Annotated in this window: 17 protein-coding genes; 5 read left to right on the plus strand and 12 right to left on the minus strand. The window is 57.2% G+C overall.

The annotated features are described in order from the left end of the window. Positions 1 to 37 precede the first annotated feature (37 nt). Positions 38 to 247, minus strand: a complete 210-nt coding sequence (locus K6R05_RS17175; protein WP_009092571.1) for a YdgH/BhsA/McbA family protein — start codon at positions 245 to 247, stop codon at positions 38 to 40. A gap of 212 nt (positions 248 to 459) precedes the next feature. Then, entirely contained in the window at positions 460 to 1,647 is a 1,188-nt protein-coding gene (locus tag K6R05_RS17180) for an MFS transporter (protein WP_161733576.1), read from the minus strand. 104 nt (positions 1,648 to 1,751) lie between these two features. Here K6R05_RS17180 and K6R05_RS17185 point away from each other — a divergent pair, with 104 nt between their 5' ends. Further along, complete coding sequence (locus tag K6R05_RS17185) at positions 1,752 to 2,717, plus strand: AraC family transcriptional regulator (RefSeq protein ID WP_161733574.1); 966 nt, start codon at positions 1,752 to 1,754, stop codon at positions 2,715 to 2,717. A 9-nt stretch (positions 2,718 to 2,726) separates the two neighbouring features. Here the strand turns inward: K6R05_RS17185 and K6R05_RS17190 are convergent, their stop codons facing one another. From K6R05_RS17190 to gltP, 4 genes are all read right to left on the minus strand, one after another. After that, positions 2,727 to 4,271: a methyl-accepting chemotaxis protein gene (locus tag K6R05_RS17190; protein ID WP_161733572.1), complete on the minus strand. Its 1,545-nt coding sequence runs from the start codon at positions 4,269 to 4,271 to the stop codon at positions 2,727 to 2,729. A gap of 228 nt (positions 4,272 to 4,499) precedes the next feature. Further along, a complete protein-coding gene (gene murP, locus K6R05_RS17195; RefSeq protein WP_161733570.1) occupies positions 4,500 to 5,954 on the minus strand; it encodes a PTS N-acetylmuramic acid transporter subunit IIBC in 1,455 nt (484 codons plus the stop codon). Next, positions 5,954 to 6,865: an N-acetylmuramic acid 6-phosphate etherase gene (murQ, locus tag K6R05_RS17200; RefSeq protein ID WP_161733568.1), complete on the minus strand. Its 912-nt coding sequence runs from the start codon at positions 6,863 to 6,865 to the stop codon at positions 5,954 to 5,956. Before murQ ends, murP begins: the two co-directional genes overlap by 1 nt. A 451-nt stretch (positions 6,866 to 7,316) precedes the next feature. Further along, the gene (gltP, locus tag K6R05_RS17205; protein ID WP_161733566.1) at positions 7,317 to 8,618 is read right to left on the minus strand and encodes a glutamate/aspartate:proton symporter GltP; all 1,302 of its coding nucleotides are present in this window, start codon (positions 8,616 to 8,618) and stop codon (positions 7,317 to 7,319) included. A 585-nt stretch (positions 8,619 to 9,203) separates the two neighbouring features. Here gltP and acs point away from each other — a divergent pair. From acs to K6R05_RS17220, 3 genes are all read left to right on the plus strand, one after another. Further along, positions 9,204 to 11,159, plus strand: a complete 1,956-nt coding sequence (gene acs, locus K6R05_RS17210) for an acetate--CoA ligase (RefSeq protein ID WP_161733564.1) — start codon at positions 9,204 to 9,206, stop codon at positions 11,157 to 11,159. Between the two features lie 140 nt (positions 11,160 to 11,299). After that, complete coding sequence (locus K6R05_RS17215; protein WP_222924719.1) at positions 11,300 to 11,629, plus strand: DUF485 domain-containing protein; 330 nt, start codon at positions 11,300 to 11,302, stop codon at positions 11,627 to 11,629. Beyond that, positions 11,626 to 13,281, plus strand: coding sequence for a cation acetate symporter (locus K6R05_RS17220; RefSeq protein WP_222924720.1), 1,656 nt, complete (start codon positions 11,626 to 11,628; stop codon positions 13,279 to 13,281). Before K6R05_RS17215 ends, K6R05_RS17220 begins: the two co-directional genes overlap by 4 nt. Before the next feature lie 82 nt (positions 13,282 to 13,363). On the opposite strand, the gene K6R05_RS17225 is transcribed toward K6R05_RS17220, so the two are convergent. The 3 genes from K6R05_RS17225 to K6R05_RS17235 form a co-directional block, all read right to left on the minus strand. Next, positions 13,364 to 13,909 (minus strand): YfaZ family outer membrane protein, encoded by a 546-nt coding sequence (locus K6R05_RS17225; RefSeq protein ID WP_150011995.1) that lies wholly within the window; start codon positions 13,907 to 13,909, stop codon positions 13,364 to 13,366. 140 nt (positions 13,910 to 14,049) lie between these two features. Beyond that, entirely contained in the window at positions 14,050 to 14,745 is a 696-nt protein-coding gene (locus K6R05_RS17230) for an LrgB family protein (RefSeq protein WP_150038354.1), read from the minus strand. Beyond that, positions 14,738 to 15,163, minus strand: coding sequence for a CidA/LrgA family protein (locus tag K6R05_RS17235; RefSeq protein WP_222924721.1), 426 nt, complete (start codon positions 15,161 to 15,163; stop codon positions 14,738 to 14,740). The genes K6R05_RS17230 and K6R05_RS17235 overlap by 8 nt, the downstream gene beginning before the upstream one ends. A 103-nt stretch (positions 15,164 to 15,266) precedes the next feature. Here K6R05_RS17235 and K6R05_RS17240 point away from each other — a divergent pair, with 103 nt between their 5' ends. Next, positions 15,267 to 16,169 (plus strand): LysR family transcriptional regulator, encoded by a 903-nt coding sequence (locus K6R05_RS17240; protein ID WP_222924722.1) that lies wholly within the window; start codon positions 15,267 to 15,269, stop codon positions 16,167 to 16,169. 45 nt (positions 16,170 to 16,214) lie between these two features. On the opposite strand, the gene K6R05_RS17245 is transcribed toward K6R05_RS17240, so the two are convergent. The 3 genes from K6R05_RS17245 to K6R05_RS17255 all read right to left on the minus strand — a co-directional run bounded on the left by K6R05_RS17245 (position 16,215) and on the right by K6R05_RS17255 (position 20,386). Then, a complete protein-coding gene (locus tag K6R05_RS17245) occupies positions 16,215 to 17,864 on the minus strand; it encodes a Na+/H+ antiporter (protein ID WP_161733554.1) in 1,650 nt (549 codons plus the stop codon). Between the two features lie 145 nt (positions 17,865 to 18,009). Next, positions 18,010 to 19,359 carry an NCS2 family permease gene (locus tag K6R05_RS17250; RefSeq protein WP_161733552.1) on the minus strand — a complete coding sequence of 450 codons (1,350 nt, stop codon included), beginning with the start codon at positions 19,357 to 19,359 and terminating at the stop codon, positions 18,010 to 18,012. A gap of 361 nt (positions 19,360 to 19,720) precedes the next feature. Further along, positions 19,721 to 20,386: a glutathione S-transferase family protein gene (locus tag K6R05_RS17255; RefSeq protein WP_222925506.1), complete on the minus strand. Its 666-nt coding sequence runs from the start codon at positions 20,384 to 20,386 to the stop codon at positions 19,721 to 19,723. Between the last annotated feature and the right edge of the window lie 2 nt (positions 20,387 to 20,388).

Here is a 20,388-nt window from a genome sequence, read left to right on the forward strand (position 1 = left end):
CCGGAGGCGTCCTGTCAGCACAAGAGGGTAGAACGTTTTATTTCAGCAGTTCAGCGGTCATGTGAACGCCGTTGTTGGTGTAAGCTTCAGTGATTTTATATGAAGCACCAGCTTCCTGCGCCTGGGCAGCAATTTTCGCTTCCGCACCATCCAGCGTAGAGTCGATGGCGGTCACAGATTGGGCGAAGCTGGCGAATGGCAGAACAGAAAGCGCGATAACAGCTGCAAAAGTTTTGATAGATTTCATGGTCAATTCCTCGTTTAATTTTTATCAGGTAAGGCGTGATGCCTTGTTGATAGATATATTAGTCCGGAAGTTGATCAGTAAAAAGCGGAGGATTTTGCTTAACTCTTTCAGTAAAATTGAGCATAAAAAGCACGTATCGCACAGTTATCGCTCAAAAGGTTAATCACCCGCATCTATAAAAAAAGGCAGCATAATGCGCTACCTTCAGAAGATTAACCGTGATGCCGCACCCGAGTGAAGATGGTCAGTGCGGCCAGCAGCATCAGCACACCACTGGCAACGAACACGCCGCCTGCTCCGCGCAGGTCAAACATCCAGCCGCCTGCTGCCGCGCCGACGGTAATCGCCAGTTGAATGGTGGCGACCAGTAACCCGCCGCCCGATTCCGCGTCATCCGGCACCGCGCGTGAAATCCAGGTTGACCAGCCGGTTGGCATCGAACCAAATGCCATCCCCCAGATTGCCACACCTGCGCCTACCATCCAGCTGACATCGCCAAAGCTCACCAGCATCAGCGCCGTGACACTCATTAACAGCGCCATCCCGCTCAGCGTCAGCGATACGCTGCGGGTGACCAGAAAACCCGCCAGCGAGGTACCAAAGAAGTTCGCCACGCCAAAGGCGAGCAGCGCCAGCGACAGCTGATTAAGGCTGAGCTGTGCAACGCCTTCCAGGAACGGACGCAGATAGGTGAAGAAAGCGAAGTGGCCGGTAAACATCATGATCACCGCCAGCATGCCCCAGCGCATCACGCCGATACGCAGGAGCGCCAGCACGCCGCCATTGCGGGCTTTGTTCTCTGCCGGCATGGCGGGCAGGGTAAAGAACTGCCACAGCAGTGCCACCGCACCCAGTCCGGCGGTCAGCATAAAGATGTTACGCCAGCCCACCACTCCGCCGAGATAGCTGCCAAGTGGCGTGGCGATAATCGTCGCCAGTGAGATGCCGCTGAAGACAATAGAGAGCGCACGCGGTACCTGGTCAGTGGGTACCAGGCGCATGGTGATGGCCGTTGAGAGCGTCCAGAAGCCGCCGATGGCCATTCCCAGCAGCACCCGCGCCAGCAGGATCACCGTCAGGTCAGCCGCAAACGCCACCATCAGCGCCGAAGCAATCAGCAATAGCGAAAACACCAGCATGACAATGCGGCGATCGATACGCCGCGTAACGCTGCCGGTGACCAGACTGGTAAACAGCGCCACCAGCGCGGTGATGGTGACGGTCTGTCCCGCCTGCCCTTCTGAAACGCCCAGGCTGTGGGCCATTGGCGTCAACAGACTCACGGGTAAAAATTCGGCGGTAATCAGGCTGAACACCCCAAACGCCATAGCAAATACCGCGCCCCAGGCGGGACGGGTCGGCGAGGAAACCTCATCAGCCACTTCGGTTGTCAGACTCATGCTGCTTCTCCGGAAGATAAAAAAGTGAGTGTGAGCATAGAGTGGAGCGTCAGGACGATCTATGATGCTTACACCTTCATTTTTGATAATTCGTCCGGAATCGTATGAGCCACTATGGAGATCTGACCAGTGAGCTGCTGATGGGAATGCGTCTGTATGGCGTGAACTATCAGCGTATCGCGGTAAGCGCGCCGTTCGGGTTGCATTATGAGCATGCGCCGGGGCGGGCGCAGTTTCACTTTGTCGGGCGCGGCTCACTGCTGGTGCGCAGCGCCTCCGGCGAACTGTTTCAGCTCAACAGCGGCGATGCGCTGCTGGTGCCGCACGGTAAGCCGCACAGCCTGATCTCCAGTGAGGAGGCGGACTGCCAGTGTATTAAGAACATGGCGAGTAAGCCGATTTGCGACAGCGTCTGCGCGATTGCCGCACCGGAAGATGCCTGTGATGACGAGCACAGCGTGCTGCTGTTCAGCGCCTGCATGGCGTTTGAGCTTGGCGGTATGCAACCACTGATCACTACCATGCCGGATGTGATGCTGGTGAGTACCCTGCTGTCGCAGTACCCGGAGATTCAGCCGATTCTGGCGGCGATGGAGCGGGAGTCGCGCACCCGCCAGGCGGGATTTGCCGGAATTCTGTCGCGCCTGGCGGATGTGGTTGCCGCGCTGATAGTTCGCGGCTGGGTAGAGAATGGCTGCGGCCAGAGTAGCGGGCTGGTACAGGCGATGCGCGATCCGCGTCTGAGCCAGGCGATTGCCGCGATGCATCGGGAGCCGGGCGAAAACTGGACGGTGGCGCGACTCGCCAGCGTGGCGGGCTGTTCGCGTTCGGTGTTCGCCGGACGTTTTCTCACGGCTACCGGCATGACGCCGCTGCGATATCTGACCGAGTTGCGGATGCGGCTGGCGGTGCAGCGGATCGTAAACAATGGCGAAGCGGTGGAAGCCGTGGCCTATCATCTCGGCTACGGCTCAATTGCGGCATTCAGTCGTGCCTTTAAGCGGATTGTCGGGCAATCGCCAGGGGCATTGCGTACCGGACGCGAAGGCACGCAGGCGCTGGCCTCGTAATTTTTTCTCTTAACGAAACACGCTGATCGCTTCCACCAGCCGGTTAGCCTGATGGGTCATGCGACCTGACGCCTCGGCGCTTTCTGTCACGCGAGCGGCGTTCTGATGGGTGATGTCATCAAGATCTTCCACCGCTGAACTGACTTCGCTGAGCGCGGTCGCCTGTTCGGCCGTGGCGGCGCTGATCTGGGCGATCAGTGAGGTGACATTCTGCACCTGTGACACGATATCCTGCATCGTCCGGCCTGCTGCGCTGGCGTGCTCATTGCCCGACTGGACCCGGCTGCCGCTGGTTTCGACCAGCATTTTAATTTCGCTGGCGGCTTTGGCGCTGCGCTGTGCGAGGCTACGGACTTCGCCTGCCACCACCGCAAAGCCTTTGCCCTGCTCACCAGCCCGCGCCGCTTCTACTGCGGCGTTCAGCGCCAGTATGTTAGTCTGGAAAGCAATGCCATCGATAACGCTGGTAATATTGGCAATCCGCTTTGAACTGTCGGCAATTTCGCCCATCATGCCCATCATCTCGGTCATCACCTCGCCGCCTTTGCTGGCAGCGTGGCTGGTGCTGGCTGAGAGGCTATTCGCCTCGTGCGCGGTTTCGGTATTGCTCTTCACTGTGGCGGTCATTTCATTCATGGTGGCCGCGGTCTGCTGCACGTTGGCCGCTGCCTGCTCGGTACGGCGACTGAGTTCGTTGTTGCTGCGGGCGATGGCGTCGCTGGCACTCAGCACGTTGATCGCCTGACCGCTGACATCATCGACCAGCCAGCGGAACATCAATCCGAGCTGACCGATAGCGCGCAGTGTGACACCGACCTCATCAACGCGATCCATCTGCTCAACTTTGTGACTCGCACCGGTCGCCACGCTCAGCGCCTGTTTGCACATCCGCTCGATAGGGCGTGAAATCTGCTGCTCCAGCCACAGGCTGCTGAGCAGAAGCAGCCCAGCCATGCCTGCGGTAAAACCAGCCAGTGCTGTGTGCGTCATGCCCAGCGCCCAGACGCCTGCCACCGAAAGGGGCAGTAACGCCAGCAGCGTACTGCGGATCCGCCAGCGCAGGGGCAGCGTTTTCAGAATGGAGGCGGAACGACGCCAGCCACTGCGAACCAGCAGGCCTTTGTAAAAACGTCGCCCTCTGGCCCGGCCTTCACGAAAATCCTGATAGAGCGTTTCGGTCTGACGTATTTCCTCTGCCGTGGGTTTGGTGCGTACTGACATATAGCCCTGCACTTTACCGTCGCGCACCACCGGAATGGCATTAGCCCGCACCCAGTAGTGATCGCCATTTTTACGGCGGTTCTTGACCAGCGCAGTCCAGGGTTCACCCTGTTTCAGCGTCGCCCACATGTCAGCAAACGCTTCTGGTGGCATATCGGGATGACGCACCATGTTATGCGGCTGGCCGTTGATCTCTTCGGCAGAGAATCCACTCGCTTCGATGAAGGCGTCGTTGGCATAGGTGATGTGGCTGTTGAGATCGGTGGTCGACATCAGTGTCGCATGATCGTCAAACTGATATTCACGCTGAGAGACAGGCTGGTTGTTACGCATCAAAAGTCCTTGAAGACCCGACGTCCTGCACGTGACAGTCTGCGTGTCAGCGTGAAAACGAGGGGCTGAGAGATAACGATTACCTTTTTTTATGTTTTCGGCATGCGTCCGCCTACTCTTTAGCGATTAAGTTAAATTACTGGCAATAAAAAAGCCGCTTTGCAGCGGCTTTCACATTTTTAGGTGATTATTCATCCGTTAGCCGGATTTCAGAATTCCGGCAGCCAGTCAGCTGAGGTCAACATTTCGGGTGCCGAACCACCAGGTCAGCAGGAATCCGCCGACCCAGGCCACGATCAGTCCGGCCAGGTAAACCGCCATACCGGCGAAAATCCCCTGGCTGGAGGTCATCAGCGGCAGCGTGACCAGGCCGGAAGGTCCGAATACCGTATTCATTCCAACCGGCAAACCCAGCCACGCTACCAGCCCGATAAAGAAACCGCCCAGCGCGCCGCCACCGCAGGCGGTGATAAAGGGCTTGAGGCGCGGCAGCGTGACGCCGTAGATCAGTGGTTCTCCGACACCCAGCAGGCCGGGCACAATGGCACCTTTGATCTGCGCCCGCAGCAGCGCCCCTTTTCCGGCTTTGCACCACAGCGCCACTGATGCGCCGACCTGACCTGCGCCCGCCATCGCCAGAATCGGGAACAGCGAGTTAAAACCCTGCGTTTCCATCAGCGCAAAGTAGACCGGAATAAAGCCCTGATGAATGCCGAACATCACCGCGATCAGGAACAGCCCGGCCAGCAGCGCACAGCCAAAGGGATTGTTATTGAGGTGGATAAACAGCCACGACATCCCCTTAAACAGTTCACCACCCAGTGGCATGATAAACAGATAGGTGATGGCCCCGGTAATCACCAGCGTAAACAGTGAAGTCAGGATCATATCGAGGTTGTCGGGAATGATTTTGCGCAGCTGTTTCTCAATCCCCGCCCCGATAACTGCCGCCATCAGCACGCCGATAATATTGCCGCGCGGGTCGATCGTCAGGCCAAAGAAGCTCTCCATGCCGCTGTAGTAGCCGGTGGTGGCCGTGGGCACATAGCCAAGCACAAACAGCGAAGCGATGATGGCACCATTGACGCCGCTGCCGCCAAAGGCTTTTTGCGCGTTGTAGCCAATCAGGATGCTGAGAAAGGTAAACAGCCCTTTGCCGAAGACCTTCATGTACGCCACGGTGTGCAGCAGCCAGGGCGCGTGGTCGCCGGACACATTAAGGTGGAGGCTTTGCTCAATCAGCGTGGCAAATCCCAGCAGCAGTCCCGCGCCGATGAAGCCCGGAATCAGCGGGGTGAAGATGGTGGCGAAGCGCGACAGGAACTGATGCACGCCGCTGGTCTGCTTCGCTTTGAGCTGCTGCTTCTGTTGCGCTGCCAGCTGGCTAAGTTCTGCCGTTCCGCCCTGCGGTTCCGGCGCGGTATCGCCCTCTGTCAGCAGGCTCTGCATTCCCTCGGCCGCGGTTTGCGCTTTGCCCGGCCCCAGGACAATCTGAAACTGCGCCTCGCTATCGATAACGCCTAATACGCCCGGCAGACTTTTTAGCTGAGTCAGGTCGACCTGTTCCGGCTGATTGAGCGTCAGCCGAAGCCGCGTCATGCAGTGACCACAGGCCACGATATTTTGCGCGCCACCGACCGCCTGCAGGATGTCACGCAACAGTGCCTCGGTGATTTTCGCCATTAGCGTGCTCCCGCTGCCTGCAGCGCCTGACGGATAAAGCCCTGATGCTGACTGAGCAGCGCTTTCGCCTCATCGGCGGCCAGGTCAGCCAGCACCATCAGGATTGCGGTTTTGCAGTGTCCACCGCAGGCGGTGAGCGCGGCGCTGGCCGTTGCATCATCACAATCCGTGGCCTGCATGACGATGTTGACCTGGCGCTGCACCAGTTTCTGATTGGTCGCTTCCACATCAACCATCAGGTTGCCGTACACTTTTCCGCTACGGATCATTGACCCGGTGGTGAGCATGTTGAGCACCAGTTTTTGCGCCGTACCCGCTTTCATCCGTGAGGAGCCAGTGACCACTTCCGGGCCAACCACTGGCGTGAGCGCAATCGCGGCAACCTGCGACATGGCGCTGCCCGGATTACAGGTGAGCGACACGGTAGTTGCGCCAAGCTCGTTAGCGTAAGCCAGCGCGCCCAGCACATAAGGTGTGCGACCGCTGGCGGCGATACCGACCAGCACATCGTGGCGGCTGAAGTGGATATCCTTCAGATCCTGCGCACCCTGCTCCCGGTTATCTTCGGCATTTTCAACCGCCTGCAATATAGCGGTATGACCGCCGGCAATCAGGCCAATAACCTGCTCGCGGGGTGTACCAAAGGTGGGTGGGCATTCGCTGGCATCCAGGATGCCGAGTCGCCCGGAGGTGCCTGCGCCGCAATAGATCAGCCGTCCTCCAGCTTTAAATGCCGTGCAGATGGCGTCAACGGCGGTGGCGATCTGCGGCACGATGGCCTCAACCGCCAGTGCCACCTTTTTATCTTCATCATTAATGACGCGCAGCATCGCTTCGGTGGAGAGTTCATCAATGTTCTGGCTGGCCGGATTGCGGCCTTCGGTGATCATCTGGCTGAGGTCGAGTTTCATAGTGGGCTCCGCAAAGGAATAAATTATTCAAATTACCAAACATCATAACGAATGATTAATTCATTGGGTGAGATCTTTTTTCAATGGATGTGGAGTAAATCATGTTGCGGGGAGTGGGCGTGACAGCGTTGAGTTTAAGCAGGGTAACTGGTATACGGGGTTTAAATGCTGCGCATTCCGGTTTGGCCGCAGGGTCTGTGAGTAGCGTTGCCGGGAAATCGGAGCCGGTCAGAAAAGGTTCACCTGATCGTAAAGACGCATTCGTCATCTATGAGGCGAGTAAACCGGCGGCCGGGGGCCCAGGGAGGAGTTTACGCAGCCCGCCATTGTGTCCGACTGAACGGCACAAATGCTGGTCTTTGATTTCTGCATTATCGACCCTGTAGAACTAAGCCACACAAACAAAAAGGGCCCAACTTTCGTTGAGCCCTTCTTTACGCTAACGCTGTTCTCAACTTGCGGTCTGCGTCCGCAGTTGCAGCTCGTACTCTTTCGCCTGTTCGGCGTCGAACTGGTTTTCCCAGCGGGCAATCACCAGCACCGCCAGCGCGTTGCCGACCACGTTCAGCGCGGTACGCGCCATGTCCATGATGCGGTCAACACCGGCGATAAACGCCAGACCTTCCAGCGGAATGCCGACGCTGCCCAGCGTAGCCAGCAGCACCACAAACGAAACGCCTGGCACGCCAGCGATACCTTTCGAGGTCACCATCAGCGTCAGGACCAGCACAATTTCATCGGTCAGCGACAGATCGATGCCGTACAGCTGCGCAATAAAGATCGCCGCGATACTCTGATACAGCGTTGAACCATCCAGGTTAAATGAATAACCGGTCGGCACCACGAAGCTGGTGATCGCTTTCGGCGCGCCGTAGGCTTCCATCTTCTCCATGATGCGCGGCAACACGGTTTCCGAGCTGGACGTGGAGTAAGAGAGAATCAGCTCATCTTTCAGAATACGCATCAACGTAGTGATGCGCAGCTTACAGAAGCGCGCTACCCCGCCCAGCACCACAAACGCGAAGAACAGAATCGCGGCGTAAACCAGCAGCACCAGCTTAGCCAGTGGCCACAGCGAGGCAAAACCGAAGTTAGCAATTGTCACCGCGATCAGCGCAAACACACCGACCGGCGCATAACGCATGATCATGTGCGTTACTTTAAACATCGCTTCAGAGATACCACGGAACAGGTTCACCAGCGGATCGCGCTGTTCTGACGGCAGTGACGACAGGCCTAAGCCAAACAGCACCGAGAAAAAGATAATCGGCAGCATGTCGCCTTTTGCCATAGAGGCGAAAATATTCTGCGGGATCAGCGACAGAATGGTAGTCACCAGGCTATGCGGACCGCCCTGTACCTCTGCCGTTGTCGCTTCATATTTAGAGATGTCCACCGTTGCCAGCGTTGACATATCAATGCCGGTGCCGGGTTGAAATACGTTGGCCAGCGTAATACCGACTACAATGGCAATGGTGGTGATCACTTCAAAGTAGAGAATTGTTTTGACGCCGATGCGTCCCAGCTTCTTTGCATCACCCACGCCAGCGATGCCGACAATCAGGGATGAAATCACAATCGGTACCACAATCATCTTGATAAGATGAATAAAGATATCGCCTGCAGGACTGAGAATGTTGGTGACTAACCATTCACGATTGTCTGGCTGATTATGCAACACAGCACCCACAACGATGCCGAGCACCAGGGCTGTCAGAATCTGCCAGGCCAGGCTGATTTTAAAACCTTTCATAACGCGTAATTTCCTCAGTCAAAACCCGTTTCTCTCTACTGCGAAGGTGCAGAAGACAATACACACAGGGAGTGAGCAAAAAGCCCGGTAAATTAGAGGGTGTTTAGAAACAGCGCCTCGTATGAAAATCTGATGATTCCCATACCCATTTTCAGACGCGGTCTGAGTTGATACCTGCAGAACAGGGGCGAGATAAGTACCATTTTCACTGTAGTAAATGCAACCCCTGGCAGATCCGATTAAAAGTTAGCCAGCTAAGTAGCATAAAGTGCTGCCAGCGTTAAAAATCCCTAACCTGCTGTTATGAAAAGTAATACTTAGATGAATTTCCGCATAGCTATGCAAAGTGGGTTAAAAACGCGTCAGGCGCGTTTGCTTGCTTTTTATCCAGCCCAATCCCGAGTGATACCCCTTCTTAATTCCCCATCGCCGCCAGAGAGTTAACCGGAAATATCAGAACGGCTTCACGCTTCTCCCGAAGAGGTTTATCTCGTGATCTGTGGCGCAAAAAAGAAACAAAGCTATGGCACAGGCTTCAATTAACCATTGATTGACATATCATTAACATCTTCTAGGAGATCCGCTATGAGCCAAAATCACATTCATCCCGTTCCAGAGAACATTGCAGCAAACACCCTGATTACGGCTGAACAGTACCAGGCGATGTATCAGCATTCTGTCGACGATCCAGACAGTTTCTGGGGCGAACAGGGCAAAATCCTTGACTGGATTAAGCCTTACAGCAAGGTGAAAAATTGCTCGTTTGCGCCAGGTAACATTAACATTCGCTGGTACGAAGATGGCACGCTCAACCTGGCGGCAAACTGCCTTGACCGCCATTTAGCAACGCGCGGCGATCACCCGGCGATTATCTGGGAAGGCGACGACGCCAGCGAAAGCAAAACTCTGACCTTCCGCCAGCTGCATACTGAAGTCTGTCGCTTCGCCAATGTGCTTGAGTTGCTGGAAGTAAAAAAAGGCGACGTGGTGGCAATCTACATGCCGATGGTGCCGGAAGCGGCGGTGGCGATGCTGGCCTGTGCCCGTATCGGTGCCGTTCACTCCGTGATCTTTGGCGGCTTCTCACCGGAAGCGGTCGCTGGCCGCATCGTCGACTCCAGCGCCTCGCTGGTCATTACCGCCGATGAAGGGATCCGCGCCGGTCGCAGCATTCCGCTGAAGAAAAATGTCGATGACGCGTTAAAAAACCCGAATGTCACCAGCGTGAAAAACGTGGTGGTGTTCCAGCGCACCGGTAAAGATGTGGGCTGGGTTGAAGGCCGCGATCGGTGGTGGCATGACCTGATGCGGGACGCCAGCACCAATCACTCTGCAGCCGAAGTCGGCGCGGAAGATCCGCTGTTTATCCTTTATACCTCCGGCTCCACCGGCAAACCCAAAGGCGTGCTGCATACCACAGGCGGTTATCTGGTCTATGCCGCCACCACCTTTAAGTTCGTCTTTGATTACCATCAGGATGACATCTACTGGTGCACCGCCGATGTCGGCTGGGTAACAGGACACAGCTATCTGGTTTATGGCCCGCTGGCGTGTGGTGCCACCACGCTGATGTTTGAAGGGGTGCCGAACTGGCCAGCGCCGAGCCGCATGGCGGAAGTGGTCGATAAACATAAAGTCACCCTGCTCTATACCGCACCCACCGCCATCCGTGCGCTGATGGCGGAAGGGGATAAGGCCATTGAAGGTACCGATCGCAGCAGCCTGCGCATTATGGGATCGGTCGGTGAGCCCATTAACCCGGAAGCCTGGGAGTGGTACTACAAGAAAATCGGCAACAGCCGTTGCCCGATAGTGGATACCTGGTGGCAGACCGAAACCGGCGGCTTCATGATCACGCCGTTGCCGGGTGCGACCGAGCTGAAAGCGGGTTCCGCCACCCGGCCGTTCTTTGGTGTGCAACCGGCGCTGGTGGATAACGAAGGTCAGCCACAGGAAGGTGCCTGTGAAGGCAATCTGGTGATCACCGAGTCCTGGCCGGGACAGGCGCGCACCCTCTTTGGCGACCATGACCGTTTCGAGCAGACCTACTTCTCTACCTTTAAAAACGTCTACTTCAGTGGTGACGGTGCCCGTCGCGATGAAGATGGCTACTACTGGATCACCGGACGTGTCGACGACGTGCTCAACGTCTCCGGTCACCGTCTTGGCACTGCCGAAATTGAATCGGCGCTGGTGTCGCATCCTAAAATTGCCGAAGCGGCCGTGGTCGGGATTCCGCACAGCATTAAAGGCCAGGCGATTTACGCCTATATCACGCTGAATCATGGCGAAGAGCCGTCGCCGGAGTTGTACACCGAAGTGCGCCAGTGGGTCCGTAAAGAGATTGGCCCGATAGCCACACCGGATGTGCTGCACTGGACTGACTCACTGCCGAAAACGCGGTCCGGCAAAATCATGCGCCGTATTCTGCGCAAAATTGCCACCGGCGATACCAGTAACCTGGGTGATACCTCGACCCTTGCCGATCCTGGCGTCGTCGAAAAACTGCTTGAGGAGAAACAGTCGATCAAAATGCCTTAAACGCATGCTGTCCGGCGGGAAGATCGCTTCCCGCCACACCCGCCCTACGCAGTCTGTTTCGGTAGTCACAACTATTATAACCAGCTGAATCCGCGCCCTGTCGTGAGATTCTCGCGTGCAAGCCCTCTGGAGAAAATGTGATGAATGACGCCCTTTCGAATCAGGATGCAATCAATCAGCAGATTGAACGTAATCCCCGTTTTCATGAGTTAGTCCGTAAACGCCAGACGTTCGCGACGCTGCTGTCGCTGATCATGCTGGTGCTCTATGTTGGCTTTATCCTGCTGATTGCCTTTGCTCCCGGCTGGCTCGGCACGCCGCTGCATGCCGGCACTAACGTCACCCGCGGTATCCCGATTGGTGTCGGGCTGATTGTGATGTCGTTTGTGCTGACCGGCGTCTATGTCTGGCGCGCCAACGGTGAGTTTGACCGTTTAACCAAAGCGATCCTCAGTGAGGTGAAATCATGACTCGTCTCACTTTATGGCTGCTGGCCTTAATGTTGCCGTTTTCAGCGCTGGCCGCTGATGCGATCACCGGTGCGGTGCAGCGCCAGGCAACCAACTATCAGGCGATTATCATGTTTACGATTTTCGTCGGCGCTACGCTGGGAATTACTTACTGGGCGTCAAAGCGAACCCGATCGCGTAACGACTACTACACCGCTGGCGGCAATATCACCGGCTTCCAGAATGGCCTGGCGATGGCGGGTGACTTCATGTCAGCGGCTTCGTTCCTGGGCATTTCAGCGCTGGTTTACACCTCAGGCTATGACGGACTGATCTACTCGCTCGGCTTCCTGGTCGGCTGGCCGATGATTCTGTTTTTAATCGCCGAGCGGCTGCGCAACCTGGGCCGCTACACCTTTGCCGATGTCGCCTCCTATCGTTTGAAGCAGATGCCGATTCGTACCCTGTCAGCCTGCGGTTCGCTGGTGGTAGTGGCGCTCTACCTGATCGCGCAGATGGTGGGTGCCGGTAAACTTATCCAGCTGCTGTTCGGCCTGAACTACCATGTTGCGGTGGTTCTGGTCGGCATTCTGATGGTGATGTATGTGCTGTTTGGCGGCATGCTGGCGACCACCTGGGTGCAGATCATCAAAGCGGTGCTGCTGCTATTTGGTGCCTCCTTTATGGCAGTAATGGTGATGAAGGCGGCCAACTTCAGCTTTAACACGCTGTTCACTGAGGCGATGGCGGTTCATCCCAAAGGCATCGCGATTATGCAGCCTGGCGGGCTGGTCAAAGATCCTATCTCGGCGCTGTCGCTGGGGCTGGGGTTGATGTTTGGTACGGCAGGTTTACCGCATATTCTGATGCGCTTCTTCACCGTCGCGGATGCCAAAGAGGCGCGTAAAAGCGTCTTCTGGGCCACCGGCTTTATGGGCTACTTTTACTTCCTGACCTTTATTATCGGCTTCGGTGCGATTCTGCTGGTGGGTGCGAACCCGGCCTTTAAAGATGCCAGCGGCGCGCTGATTGGCGGCACCAATATGGCAGCAGTACATCTGGCTAACGCAGTTGGCGGCAGCACCTTCCTGGGCTTTATCTCTGCGGTTGCCTTCGCCACGATTCTGGCGGTGGTCGCGGGCTTAACCCTGGCGGGCGCGTCGGCGGTGTCGCATGACCTCTACGCCAGCGTCTATCGTAAAGGCCAGGCGAGCGAGAAAGATGAGCTGCGGGTGTCCAAAATCACCGTGCTGGCGTTGGGTGTGGTGGCGATTGCGCTGGGTATTCTGTTTGAGAAGCAGAACATCGCCTTTATGGTCGGGCTGGCCTTCTCGATTGCGGCCAGCTGTAACTTCCCGATCATCCTGCTGTCGATGTACTGGTCAAAACTCACCACGCGCGGCGCGATGGTAGGCGGCTGGCTCGGTCTGCTGACCGCCGTTATCCTGATGATCCTCGGCCCGACCGTGTGGGTACAGGTACTGGGCAACGCCACGGCGATTTTCCCGTATGAGTATCCGGCGCTGTTCTCGATGGTGGTGGCTTTTGTCGGCATCTGGCTTTTCTCCATTACCGACCATTCGCAGCAGGGCGCAGAGGAGCGTTCCCGCTTCCGCGCGCAATTTATTCGCTCGCAGACCGGCACCGGTATTGAACAGGGCAAGGCGCACTGATTGTGGCTTTTCGTTCATAACGATCAGGCAATAAAAAAGGGCGACTACCTGGGGAGTCGCCCTTTTCTTTCACGCAACAGAATCAGAAGCGCAGTGATGCACCCACGTAAGGGCCATCGACCAGCACGTTATCTTTACGTCCATCTTTGTTGTTCAGTTCGATGTACTGATAACCCACACGCAGGTTAAGCAGTGAAACCGGCGTGAAGCTCAGGCCGCCAGCGGCTTCCTGATAGCTGTCGAGCTGATCGGTGAACGACTCTGGCGCATAATAATATTCACCATACAGGCCCCACATGCTGTTCAGGCTGTAGTGTGCTGCACCGCCCACCGCCACCGCAAATCCATCTTTTCCATCTTCCGGATGGGTAAAGATCGCTTTTGCGGTCGGTGCCAGACGCAGCGGCCCGAAGTCAACGTTGTAGCCCAGACCGGCACCGTAGGTGCTGCCATCATGGTCGCTACGCAGCCAGTTACCTTTCAGAAACAGACCGGGTGTAGTGGTGCCCAGACCCAGATTCAGGTTGGTATTGTGTTCGCTGACATCAACACTACCTTCAATCGCCTGAGCGGCACCGCTCAGTAAAACCAGCCCGAGGGCGCTCCCGGTAACAAGATGCTTAAACATGATTCCACTCCGTGAAGGACAATTAATTCGGCCGCAAGGTTAACAGCCTGAAACGGGGAGACAACAAAATCCGGGAAACTTTACGTAAAAATACGTGTCGCGTTCAGAATTGCAGCTGTCTCTGCGCAACGCAGTGTAGACTATATTGTCCACATCAGGTGTCCAATCACCGGGGCCAGTATCACGGTCACCACCCCCGAGAGCATCATGACCAGGCTGGCGACGACGCCCTCCTGCTGCCCAAGCTGATAAGCGCGAGCGGTGCCGGCACCGTGTGACGCGGCACCAAAGCCTGCTCCTTTCGCCACCCCCTGCTTAATCGCGATGCGCAGAAACAGCACGTCACCCACTGCCATGCCAAACACGCCAGTGATGACCACAAACAGCGCCACCAGATCGGGCTGACCGCCAATCGGCCCGGCTGCGGCCAGCGCAAAAGGCGTAGTAATGGAACGCACGGCCAGACTGCGCTGGATTGACTCCGGCAGGGTTAGCAGCCGCGCCAGCCAGACCGAACTGCAGACGGCGACCAGCGTGGCGGTCAGAACGCCCGCGCTCAGAGAGAGCCAGTGGCGCTTTATAATCGCTACGTTCTCATAGACCGGCACCGCAAACGCCAGCGTCGCCGGTCCCAGCAGCCAGAGCAGCCAGTGGTTTTCTGCAATGTAATCCTGCCAGCTGATGTGGGTCAGCAGCAGCAGCGCCACCAGTACCAGCGGCGTCATCACCAGCGGCATTAACAGCAGCGTACGCCAGCGGCGGTAAAGCCGTTTATTCAGCGCATACACCAGCAGCGTAACCGCTACACACAGCAGGCTGAGCAGAAAATCACGCATGAGGATCCTGCTTACGCGCGGCGCGCGCGACTTCATACTGATAGAGCCGGTCCACCACCCAGGCGGTGGAAGCCAGCACCAGCAGCGTACTGACGCCAATCACTACGCAGATACGCCAGCCATCGACGCGCAGCAGATCGCCATAATTTACTACCGCCACCACCGCCGGGATAAAGAACAGCAGCATCTCGGCCAGCAGCCAGCGCGATCCGGCTTTTACCCAGTTCAGCGGCACAACCCGCGTCACGATTAAGGTCAGCAGCAGCAGCATCCCGACGATATTGGCGGGCAGCGGCAGCTTCAGCCAGCTCACCAGCCGGTCGCTGGCGATAAACAGGCCGATATAGAAACCCAGCTGAAGCGGCAGGCTGAGCCATTGCACTGCACGGATACTGCGTGGAGTGAGCGCTAACGCCATCACCTTGTCTCCCCCGATTAAACTGATGTCGCAGTATAAATCGTCAACAGAAGGTGAAAAAAATGAATTAAAATTATCGCAATCATGCCTGAAAGGAATAGTTATGGATGTCCGCGCCCTACGCTACTTTACTGAAGTGGTCCGCCAGCAGAGCTTTACCCGTGCGGCGCAAAAGCTGTTTGTGACGCAGCCGACCATCAGCAAAATGCTGCGTCAGCTGGAGGAGGAACTGGGCTGTACGCTGATCCTGCGGGATGGCCGTCGCCTGCACCTCACCGACAGCGGGCAGGCGGTTTATCAGCGCGGCCTGGCAATCCTGCAGGAGTTTCATCAGCTTGAGGCGGAGATTGGTGACATCAACCAGCTCAAAACCGGTGAGCTGCGACTGGGTATTCCGCCGATGGTCGGTATGCAGATCGCCGGATCGATTTCCGCGTTTCGCCGCCGCTATCCCGGTGTGAAGCTGAAAATCTCTGAATTCGGCGGTCTGACCGTACAGCAGGCGGTGCTGGCGGGCAGTCTGGATATCGCTCTGACCGCGCTGCCGGTCGATGCCGAGCTGCCGCTGAATACCCTGCCTCTGATGCATCATCCGCTCTGCGTGCTGCTGCCGCGCCGCCCGGCGTGGCTCAGCCGCCAGCAGATAGGACTGGCAGAGCTGGCAGAGCACCCGTTGCTGATTTTCAATGAGGAGTTTTCACTGAATCGTCAGCTGATGCAGGCGTTTCAGCGGCTCAGCCTGACGCCAACGGTGGCAGTGCGCAGCGGTCAGTGGGATTTTCTGGCGGCAATGGTGCAGGCGGAGATGGGGCTGGCGATTCTGCCGGAGCCGATCTGTCAGCGGCTGGATAAGCAGTCGCTATTGTGGCTGCCGCTGGAGTCGGAGCTGAAATGGAGTCTGGGATTGATCTGGCGGGAAGGGAGTTATCTGTCACGCAGTGCGCAGGCGTGGATCAACTGTTGTCGCGAACACTGGCCGGATGAACCGCCGCGCCTGTCGGTGTGAAAAGCTGGCACGCCCGCATGAATCCACAGGCGTGCCAGCCAGGGCTTACTCTTCTTTTTCGATCAGCAGTGTTTCCAGAAGATCCAGGTCGTGCAGCAACTTCTGCATCGTCTCATTGGAGATCTGCTGGGTGGCGCGCAGATGATAGACCTCTGCACGTTCGGCACGCAGCCCGGTCAGGCGGAAACGACGCTCAAGGTTCTCAGCAAACAATGCATGTTCAAGATCATTCTTGCCTTCGGCGCGGCGACGTAAGTTGCCAATCACGCGCAGACTGACCTCTTTCAGCAGTTCCGGATCGATGTTCTCTTCTGACTCATTCTCCAGCCGCTCTTCCATCTTGTGCAGGCTCTCAATCGCTGCACCTGCCATCACCGCACGGGCATTCTGCAGCTCACGGCGATGTGCACCTTTGTCGATACTATCAATGCCGCGCAGCAGAATTGGCAGGATCACTACCCCTACCAGCAGCGAGAACAGAATCACGCCTGTGGCGATAAACACCAACTCATAACGCGCCGGGAAAGGCTCGCCGTTGGTCAGGAACAGCGGGATAGAGAGCACACCGGCCAGGGTGATTGCACCGCGTACCCCGGCAAACGAGGCGATCAGCAGTTCACGCAGCGAGTAGTTTGAAAACTCCAGCGGCTTCTTCTTCAGCAGGCGTTTGCTGAAGCGCTGCATAATCCACAGCCAGCCAAAGCGCACGATCATCAGCGCGGCATAGACCAGCCCGATATCGGCGAACAGCATCCAGAGTTCCACATTCGGGTCGGCCTGCGCCTGGTCGATCGAGGTCTGCAGAATGTCCGGCAGCTGCAGGCCCAGCATCAGGAACACCATGCCGTTGAACACGAACTCCAGCATCTGCCAGACACTGTTGGCACGCAGCCGCATCGCCAGCGGAGCCTGACGAATAATGCCGGAACGGGTGATGGTCATACCGGCCGCGACCGCTGCCAGGATGCCTGAGACGCCCAGATGTTCGGCAATCAGATAAGAGGCGAATGGCAGGAGCAGCAGCAGCACGGTCTGTGTCGCCGGGTCATCCCCGCTCCAGCGGCTGAGCAGGCGCAGCGATTTACCGTACAGCCAGCAGATCGCCACACCGGCAATCAGGCCGCCTACCGCGACTTTCAGGAACTCAACGCTGGCACCGCCCCAGGTAAACACCATGGTGCCCATGGCGACGGCGACGGCAAACTTCAGTGATACCAGGCCCGAAGCATCATTCATCAGGGCTTCACCCTGCACAATCGACATAATCTTCTTGGGAATGCGACCTTCACCGACAATGCCGGAGAGTGCCACGGCATCGGTCGGCGACAGCACCGCCGCCAGCGCAAAGGCGGGGATTAGCGGGATCCCCGGCACCAGCCAGTAGATCAGATAGCCGATGCCGATCACGGTAATCAGCACCAGCGCCAGCGCTAAGCCGATGATTTCTCGACCATGATGCAGGAACTCACTGATCGGCGTTTTCCAGCCATCTGCGAACAGCAGCGGCGGGATGAACAGCACCAGAAACAGTTCCGGATCAAAGTCGACATGCAGACCAAATGTTGGCCAGGCCAGCATCGCACCTACGGCGATCTGCACCAGCGGCAACGGGATCTGAAAAGGGAGAATGCGGGCCGCGACGCCAGAGAGCGACACGACCAGCGTCATGATGAGAATAGTAAAAAAGATTTCCATGCTTTCCTTAGGCGTCGTTTCTTTCAATCATTGGTTAAGCGCTAAAGTGTAAAACAAACTGCATTGAAGGTGGTCAGCTACGCGTGCGCCGGGCGGGAAAAAAGTGAAAAATTCCGGACGCGCAGCCGCACGCCCGGTTGTACAGTCAGATTGCCCAGCCACCGGCGTAAAATGCCACCAGCGCGACGGCAATGATCACGGTACCGACGTTGAGCTTACGCCATTCACCGGCGAACAGACGCCCCACCACGAGGCTGGCGAAACCGATCATGATGCCGGTGACGATGTTGCAGGTGAGCACGATAATCACCGCCGTGAGCAGCCCAGACATCGCATCGACAAAATCACTGAAGTCCACTTTTGCCACATTACTGAGCATCAGCAGACCCACATACATCAGTGCAGGTGCGGTAGCGTAAGCCGGAACCAGATAAGCCAGCGGCGACATAAACAGGATAGCGAGAAACAGCAGGCCCACCACAATTGCGGTCAGGCCGGTTTTGCCCCCCGCCGCTGTCCCTGCCGCCGATTCAATATAGACCGCAGCCGGTGACGCGCCCACCAGACCCGCGAACAGGCTGCTGACAGAGTCACTGGTCAGCGCACGACCGCCATTGATAATCTGGCCCTGTTTATCCAGCAGATTGGCCTGCCCTGCGACCGCACGAATGGTACCGGTGGCGTCAAAAACCGCCGTCATCACCAGTGCCAGCACGCTGGGCAGTACTACAGGCTGTAGCGCCCCCATAATGTCGAGGCTGAACAGCAACGACTGACCGCTGGCGTCACGCAGGCTCGGCAGGGCAAACAGTCCCTGATATGTCACCGACGGGTCAAAGATCAGGCCGAGCAGCGAAATAGCGATAATCGTCAGCAGGATGCCGCCCGGTACCCTGCGCTTCTCCAGTCCGATAATCGCGGCCAGTCCCAGCAGTGTCATCATCACCGGGAAAGTGGTGAAGTGACCCAGCGCCACCGGCAGGCCCGGAGCCGGATTTTTTACCACCAGACCCACGCCGTCAGCGGCGATGAGCAGCAGAAACAGGCCAATCCCGACGCCGGTGCCGTGCGCCACGCCCATCGGCAGGTTACGCAAAATCCAGGCACGAATGCCGGTCACGGAGATCAGGGTAAACAGCAGGCCCATCAGGAACACTGCGCCCAGCGCGACCGGCACGCTGATGTGCTGACCCAGCACCAGGCTGAAAGCGGTAAAGGCGGTCAGGGAGATGGCGCAGCCAATGGCCATCGGCAGATTGGCCCACAGCCCCATAAGGATGGAACCAAAGCTGGCGACCAGACAGGTGGCGACAAACACGGCGGAGGGGGAAAAACCGGCTTTGCCCAGCATTCCCGGTACCACGATGACGGAGTAGACCATCGCCAGGAAGGTAGTGAGTCCGGCCAGAATTTCCTGGCGCACGCTGCTGCCGCGCGCCGAGATCGAGAACCATGCGTCCAGTTTTCCACTGGCCGGGCGTGATTCAGTTGACATAGTTGAGCCTCAAAAATTTTTGTTGTGTGGATCGCTCTGCGACCATCGCTGTCCCTGGAATAAGCGGGTAGACGGCGTCACTGTCGGGATTAACCCATCAGGCAAACGTTTACCTTGCCGCAGATAATTAGCCGTCAAAAGCAGCCAGATAAAAAGGCATGCGATTATCCGGCGTTTAGCGCCACGTTTTCAACTCTAAGAGGGAGATTCTTTGGCATAAAGAAAGATTGGGCGCAGGAGGCTGGCAGACGCCCGACGGAAGCCAGCCTGAAACGCTGAGGCCATAAAGTTAATGTCATATAAAGGCAGGATTCGCACCGGCGCAGTCGGGATGAGACAGGATGCGCCGGCGGAGAGAGGATTAACCTGGCAACGAAAGCTCGCCGCCCTGCGCAATCGCGCGTTGCCAGGCGGCGCGCTGCTGCACCGTCTGCAACCATTTATCAGTGGCAGGCATCCGATCCAGTCCGCCACGCCGCGCCAGTGCCAGCAGCGGAAAGCTCATCTGGATATCCGCAATGGTAAAACGCTCACCGGCAAACCACGTATTGGCTGCCAGATGCTGTTCGATCATCTGCCTGTGCGGCTTTAGCTGTTTATCCAGGAATGCCTTCTGCACCCCTTTGCCAAATGCCGCGCCGACCGGACGCAGCAGCCAGGGCACCGGCGCTTTGCCCATCTGACCGAAGATCAGTTTCATCACCAGCAGCGGCATCAGCGAGCCTTCGGCGTAGTGCAGCCAGTAGCGGCACTGTAACCGTGACGCCTCATCACTCACTTTCAGCCTGAATTCGTGATCATATTTCTCTTCAAGGTATTCGAGAATGGCCCCCGATTCTGCTACCACCTGGTTCCCGTCAGTAATGACCGGCGATTTTCCCAGTGGATGCACTTTTTTTAGCGCCTCCGGGGCCAGCATGGTCGGTTCGCGTTGATAGCGTTTAATCTGGTACGGCACTTCCAGCTCTTCCAGCAGCCACAGCACCCGATGCGAGCGCGATTTCTCAAGATGGTGAACGGTGATCATCA

The organism is Pantoea alfalfae, assembly GCF_019880205.1.
Lineage (GTDB): Bacteria > Pseudomonadota > Gammaproteobacteria > Enterobacterales > Enterobacteriaceae > Pantoea > Pantoea alfalfae.

Bases quoted from the DNA above. Each gene is read 5' to 3' on its own strand.
- K6R05_RS17175 (WP_009092571.1), bottom strand. From the start codon at position 247: ATGAAATCTATCAAAACTTTTGCAGCTGTTATCGCGCTTTCTGTTCTG.
- K6R05_RS17180 (WP_161733576.1), bottom strand. From the start codon at position 1,647: ATGAGTCTGACAACCGAAGTGGCTGATGAGGTTTCCTCGCCGACCCGT.
- K6R05_RS17185 (WP_161733574.1), top strand. From the start codon at position 1,752: ATGAGCCACTATGGAGATCTGACCAGTGAGCTGCTGATGGGAATGCGT.
- K6R05_RS17190 (WP_161733572.1), bottom strand. From the start codon at position 4,271: ATGCGTAACAACCAGCCTGTCTCTCAGCGTGAATATCAGTTTGACGAT.
- murP (WP_161733570.1), bottom strand. From the start codon at position 5,954: ATGGCGAAAATCACCGAGGCACTGTTGCGTGACATCCTGCAGGCGGTC.
- murQ (WP_161733568.1), bottom strand. From the start codon at position 6,865: ATGAAACTCGACCTCAGCCAGATGATCACCGAAGGCCGCAATCCGGCC.
- gltP (WP_161733566.1), bottom strand. From the start codon at position 8,618: ATGAAAGGTTTTAAAATCAGCCTGGCCTGGCAGATTCTGACAGCCCTG.
- acs (WP_161733564.1), top strand. From the start codon at position 9,204: ATGAGCCAAAATCACATTCATCCCGTTCCAGAGAACATTGCAGCAAAC.
- K6R05_RS17215 (WP_222924719.1), top strand. From the start codon at position 11,300: ATGAATGACGCCCTTTCGAATCAGGATGCAATCAATCAGCAGATTGAA.
- K6R05_RS17220 (WP_222924720.1), top strand. From the start codon at position 11,626: ATGACTCGTCTCACTTTATGGCTGCTGGCCTTAATGTTGCCGTTTTCA.
- K6R05_RS17225 (WP_150011995.1), bottom strand. From the start codon at position 13,909: ATGTTTAAGCATCTTGTTACCGGGAGCGCCCTCGGGCTGGTTTTACTG.
- K6R05_RS17230 (WP_150038354.1), bottom strand. From the start codon at position 14,745: ATGCGTGATTTTCTGCTCAGCCTGCTGTGTGTAGCGGTTACGCTGCTG.
- K6R05_RS17235 (WP_222924721.1), bottom strand. From the start codon at position 15,163: ATGGCGTTAGCGCTCACTCCACGCAGTATCCGTGCAGTGCAATGGCTC.
- K6R05_RS17240 (WP_222924722.1), top strand. From the start codon at position 15,267: ATGGATGTCCGCGCCCTACGCTACTTTACTGAAGTGGTCCGCCAGCAG.
- K6R05_RS17245 (WP_161733554.1), bottom strand. From the start codon at position 17,864: ATGGAAATCTTTTTTACTATTCTCATCATGACGCTGGTCGTGTCGCTC.
- K6R05_RS17250 (WP_161733552.1), bottom strand. From the start codon at position 19,359: ATGTCAACTGAATCACGCCCGGCCAGTGGAAAACTGGACGCATGGTTC.
- K6R05_RS17255 (WP_222925506.1), bottom strand. From the start codon at position 20,386: ATGATCACCGTTCACCATCTTGAGAAATCGCGCTCGCATCGGGTGCTG.